This is a genomic window from Nostoc sp. NMS4, from assembly GCF_017115095.1.
Taxonomy (GTDB): Bacteria; Cyanobacteriota; Cyanobacteriia; order Cyanobacteriales; family Nostocaceae; genus Nostoc.
In genome coordinates this window covers 1-6194 of the sequence record NZ_JABXKI010000396.1, presented here as the reverse complement: position 1 = coordinate 6194, position 6194 = coordinate 1, and the positions used below count along the sequence as shown (strand labels likewise).

Sequence of the window (6194 nt, the reverse complement as noted above, 5' to 3'; positions counted from 1 at the left end):
GATTTAGACCCCGACCCAAAACTTGCCGGTTATTGAACAATGCCCATCACCTGCGAGAACTTAAAGCTTTAGAGGAAATTGAACAAGAGCCTTGGGCTAAGTCAATGAAAAAGCTTTTGCTCTTGGCTTGCAATTATAAACATCGCTATCAATCCGGTATTCCTAAAAATATTGTTACTCGTCTCAAGCAATTGTATGAGCAAATTTTAAAGCGAGGGCAAGATTTTCATCAAAGCCAATTGCCGTTAACTCGTAAAAGTAATCGAGGACGAGTGAAACGACGAATTGGTCATAACAAGTTAATTGCGTTTTCAAAATGACTTGAGCGATGTCTTACGTTTTTTGATAGACCCAGATGTTCCATTTACCAATAATCAAGCCGAACGTGATTTGCGGATGATGAAATGTAAACAGAAAGTTTCTGGCGGCTTTCGCTCATTCGATTTTGCGGTTTTATTTGCCAATATACGTTCTTTCCTTTCAACTGCATCTAAGCATGGTCTTAATTTGCTGGAAGTGATTACTGATGCACTACAAGGTAATGTCTCTGTTTTCTTTTCCTCAAATACTATATAGCTAGGCAGTTACCTAAATTTTTAGATATCAAAGTAAAAAGGTATCTTGATATCCAGATACCTATAAGTCGAGATATCTTGAATTGTGAATATCAAGGTGTTTTGGTGGATGAAGGGGCTGCCGACGGCAGCCCCTTCATCCACCCTTAAAATGATTATCATTATTGTTAAGGGAATAGTTTATTTTCTGGAAGTCCCTGGTAAGGTAATGACAAATTCAGTTCCCTCACCGAGTGTAGAATTCACAACCAGTGAACCGTTATGTTTTTCTACCACAATTTGACGAGCAATCGCCAACCCTAACCCCGTCCCTTTACCAACAGCTTTTGTAGTAAATAAATGGTCAAATATTTTTGATTTCACCTCTTCACTCATCCCTTTACCATTATCTGCAATGGCAATTTTAACTAGATTATTTCCGAATGAGGTTGTAATTGTAATACAGTTCGGATTAGCTTTAATTTCTTCAAAAATTCGTCCCTGATTAGATTCATCTATTGCATCAATAGCATTTGCTATCAGATTCATAAATACCTGATTTAATTGACCAGGAAAACATTCAATTTGAGGTAAATCCCCATAGTTAGTGACAACTTCAATCGCCGGACGTTGTTCATTCGCCTTGATCCGATGTTTGAGAATGAGAATGGTGCTATCAATGCCAGAGTGAATGTTAAATGGCACTTTATAGTCTTGATCGGCACGAGAGAAAGTACGTAAACTGGTGCTGATATTTTTCAGCCTGTCGCACGCCATAGACATGGAATCAATCATCTTGGGCAAATCTTCTAAGCTATAATCCAAGTCGATTTCTTCTGCATGGTCAATAATTTCATCACTTGGATTTGGTAAACTTTTTTGGTATAATTTCAGGTGTTCGCTAATATCAGCAAAGCTGGGTTTTGCTTGTTTTAGACTTGCAGAAATAAAACCCAGGGGATTATTCATTTCATGAGCAATGCCAGCAACTAAATTACCTAATGCCGACATTTTTTCACTTTGAATCATTTGAATTTGAGTTGTTTGGAGTTCTTGCAAGGCTTGTTGAAGGGCTTCGGATTTTTTTTGATGATCGGCTTCAATGAGTTTGCGATCAGTAATATCGATGCAAGAACCAACATATCCAGCAAAACTACCATCAGGAAAAAAGCGTGGAGTACCGTTGCCTAATATCCAACGATATTCACCGTCGGCACGTTTCAGACGATATTCCATCTTAAAACTTTTCCGTGCATGGAAAGACGTTAAGTAAATATCTAGACATTGTTGAAAATCTTCTGGATGAACTCCTTCTGCCCAGCCATTGCCCATTTCCTGCTCTAGCGTGCGACCAGTAAAATCTAACCAAATCTGATTGAAGAAATAACACAAGGAATCTGTCCCCGCTAGCCATAATAAAACAGGAGCGGAATCTGCCATTGCTTGAAAGAGTTTCTCGGTTTCCTGGACTTTCTCTTGAACTTTTTGTAAATCTTGGAGAGATTGCTGTAGTTGCTGATTATAGTACTGTGATTCTTGATAGAGTCCAGCATTCTCTAAGGAAATGGCTGCTTGAGTACAAAGAAAGTTAATTACCTTCAGACGATCGCTCGTAAACACCCCCGCAGTAGCTTGATTTTTTAGGCAAAGAATCCCAGCTAAATGCCCTTGATTGAGAATCGGTAAACACAGAACGCTCTTGGGCTGACGTTGGCTGAGATAGTCATCAATCACAGGTAAATCGGTTGCTAAATTATCAATCGCCACTACAGTTTGCGTCCGTTTAACATACTGAATCAGTTTGATGGGAACATTAGGATGATTTTCTAACGCTTGGGAGCAAAGTTCTGTGATTTCGGGAGTGGAAATGGCTCTAACATACCAGATTTCGTCTTGGGGTAAAACTAATATGCATTTGTCTCCCCCGGAGTTTTGCAAAATGATTTGGGTGAGTTGCTGGAGCAGTTCATCAAGTTGAATGGTGCCCGATAGGGCTTGGGCGGCTTTGATGACGGAGTCAAAATCCAGCATATCGGAAATAATGCTGCTGCTGGAGACTTGGGTTGAGGAATGAATGGAATTGGTGTGAAGACTGGTGAGGGTTTCTCTGACATTGAAGCTGGGTTTGGGTTGCTGCAAAATGGGCAGAAGAAGTTGGGGATAGCGTTTTTCTAAATCATCGGTTTTGGCTTTTGCTCCCCACCGAGCATAAGCATAATAGGCATCAAGAAGATAATCTTGGGCGATTCGTTCTCTACCCCATACCACATAGAACCGAGCAGCAAATTCATTGGCTAAGGCTTCAATATGCGTAAAGTTATGTTCTTTAGCAGAGGTAATGGCGCGATCATAAAATTCTACTGCTTTGAGCGTCTCACCCATCACTCGATGCAATTCTGCTTCTACCAGGAGATATTTATGCAGAAAGTTTTCTGGGCAATTATCTACCCAAACTTTGTACTGTAACTGATGACACCACACTTGTTGTAAGTATTGTGCTTGTTGGTCTGGTGCCGCTTCTTGGTAGAGATTCAGCAAAATAAGCGATTCGTATATCGGGTATTCTGAGGAAGGGGTAAATCCTAATGCTCCTTTCAAGGTACGCTTGGCTGCTAATGCATAGTTAAGACCATCTCGAAAAGTTTGATTGATGCAGGACAATTGCATTTGCCAAATATAGAAGACACTCAACGAACAAAAGTCCTGTCCAGTCTCGCAGAATTCTAGATATTGTTGTCTGTCGATTTGAATCTCCCCTTCCGATTTTGAGGAATTGCTAGAAGCAGTGGTCGATCCGAGTAGTCCCTGCACTAAAAAATAAACTCCACCTAAAACTCCAAACAATAGTCCGTTTTTGGTTTTAGTCGCAAAGGGCAAATACTTATGCAGATTTTCATCAATAATGTCAAGACTAGTGCCACTAAATAGTTGATTTGTGACTTTACAGAATAGATTAAACCCACCGAATAAGACTTCGCCTGACTCCAAACCCGCTTGATATCCCTCATCGTTGACGTGAAGAATTTTGCCAACAGGTTTGCTCCAGCTGTGAATCCAACTGCCAAATGAGAGGCTAACTTTGCTGATCTGAGCACGATTGTTTAGTTTATGGGCAAGACTCATTCCCAGTACACCAAAGTCGTATCCAGTTTTGTAATCCCCCAGAACAATCCCGGAGAGCCAGCCGTAGTTGCCATAGCCTTTTACCGTTTCAGGAATATAACCGTACTCCAGTGAGAGCGCAACGATTTTAGCTGATATCAGAATATAAAGGTCGAGGTTAGAGGTGATGTAAACTGGTGGGTCGAGATTAACCAGAAGTTGAACAGCAATGCGAATTTTAGGATCGGTCGTTTCTGATAGATCATCCAATAATGACAAAACTGAATGCTGTTGCAGATAGTTGTTAATCGTCTGAATCTCCTGTTGAATTTCTGCTTGCAGATCACCCTTGGAAATATCTATGCCCAAAAGTTGGAGTGCTTTCATGCCAGTTTCAATCGCGGCTGCATATTGACCCACAAATGTGTACTGAACCACGAGTAAGTTGTAAACTTCCGCCTGCTCTGACACATCCTTTGCACGAGATAAAATCTGCTCGACCAACTCAACGGACTGATCGAAATTGCCACACAGAAACTCAACTTCTGCCAGTTGTCGATAGAATGAAAATGTTAATTTATACGAGTGCTGCCAACCCTGTAAACCAACTAGTTTAGTGCCTGTTTTCAGATAATCCGCAGCCGTTGTATATGCTGTCGAAGTTTTTGCTTTGAGTCCAGCAATGAGGTTAAGTTGAGCTAATTTGATTTGTTCTGCTTGCTCAACAATGAGCGATCGCCCTGTATTTAATTGATTAACAATTTCAAATAGCCGCTCGTCTCGCTCAACGTTTGCAGAATTTCTCAGCAATAATTGACCAATTTTTAAATGCGTTGCCTGTTTTTGCTCGTCGGGAATGAGAGAATAAGCGGCTTGTTGGACGCGATCGTGCAGAAATCTATATTTGGCTAATTGTTTGTTGGTATTGCGATTTTCCAGCCCCAATTGCTGGTTATCTTCTCCCTGATAAAATTTATAAACCTCACTTTGGGGTAAAATCAAGCCTTCTTGTAAGGCTGTCCACAAATCCACAGCCGTTTCGATTTCCGATTTTTCTGAAATAATTGCCAAAGTTGCTAAATCAAATTGATTGCCAATACAAGCAGCTAATTTTAAAACCTCTTGTGTTGATTCTGGCAATTTTTGTAACTGCAATGCCATGAATTGAACCACATCATCTGTAACCGCTTGCTGAGTCGCTTGTGCTATATCACATTGCCAACAGCCTAACTCAAAGTTAAACTTAATTAGTCCATCTTGATATAATGCTTTGATAAATTGTGTAGCAAAAAAAGGATTACCTTGAGTTTTTTCATATACCAATTGAGAAAAAGGCAATGCCAAATTTTCTGTACATTTCAGTGTGTCAGCAACTAATTCATTCACCTTATCTTGATTCAGTGAAGCTAAAGTAATCGTATTAATAATTACTGCAGTTTTTTCAATGTCACCCAAGGTCAACATTAACGGATGGGCTAGATTGACTTCGTTATCACGATATGCACCAATTAAGAAAAGATGCCCTGTATCAGCCATTAATAACTGGATTAACTTTAATGATGCGGAATCAGCCCACTGTAAATCATCCAAAAACATCACTAACGGATGTTCAAAACTTGTAAAAACTTGGGTAAATTTTTGGAACAATAAATTAAATCGATTTTCGGCCGCAGTTCCAGATAACTCTGTTGCAGGTGGTTGTTTACCAATAATTATTTCTAATTCGGGGATGACTTCAATAATTACTTGTCCACTTTCTCCTACTGCCGCTAAAATCTGATTTTTCCATGCTTGGATTTGAGCATCACTTTCGGTTAACAATTGCCCCATTAAATCCCGAAATGCTTGCACAAAGGCACTGAAAGGAATATTTCGTTGGAATTGGTCGTATTTGCCTTTGATAAAATAACCCCGCTGTCTGACAATGGGTTTATGAAGTTCATTGACAACCGCAGTTTTCCCAATTCCAGAAAAACCAGCTACCAACATCATTTCTGTTGCACCCAAGCTGACTCGTTCAAAAGAAGAGAGTAGAGTTTCAACTTCGGCTTCTCGTCCGTAGAGTTTATCGGGGATAATAAACCTGTCACAAATATCCCTCTGTGCAATTTCAAAAGATTCTATTCCACCAGTTTCTTCAAGTTGAGATAAACATTTTTCTAGATCGTGCTTTAACCCCAAAGCACTTTGATATCTATCTTCGGCATTTTTTGCCATCAATTTCCTAATAATCTCACCGACAACTTTGGGGATTTCGGATTTCATATCAGACACACAATCCGGCATTTTCGCAATGTGACAATGTACCAACTCCATTGCGTCATTTGATGGAAATGGTAATTCACCCGTGAGTAATTCGTAAAAAGTTACCCCCAGGGAATAAAAATCAGTCCGATAATCAATTAAGCGATTCATTCTTCCCGTTTGTTCGGGAGAAATATAAGCCAAAGTTCCTTCTAATACATTGAGATTTTTAATTTCTTGAGTTTCTTTTGGGAGTAGAGATGCAATACTAAAGTCAATTAATTTAACTTGTTT

At 39.7% G+C, this 6194-nt stretch carries 2 protein-coding genes and 1 pseudogene; 2 read left to right on the top strand and 1 reads right to left on the bottom strand.

Going from position 1 to position 6194, the window contains the following annotated elements; all coding sequences use genetic code 11:
- Positions 1 to 320: pseudogene (locus HWQ37_RS32480) on the top strand (hypothetical protein); the annotation flags it as partial.
- Positions 304 to 576, top strand: a complete 273-nt coding sequence (locus HWQ37_RS32475; RefSeq protein ID WP_465249735.1) for an IS66 family transposase — start codon at positions 304 to 306, stop codon at positions 574 to 576. The pseudogene HWQ37_RS32480 and the gene HWQ37_RS32475, both read left to right, overlap by 17 nt.
- Positions 577 to 755: 179 nt before the next feature.
- Here HWQ37_RS32475 and HWQ37_RS32470 read toward each other — a convergent pair.
- Positions 756 to 6194, bottom strand: a 5439-nt coding sequence (locus tag HWQ37_RS32470) for an AAA family ATPase (protein ID WP_292755207.1), incomplete at its 5' end; no start/stop codon positions are given.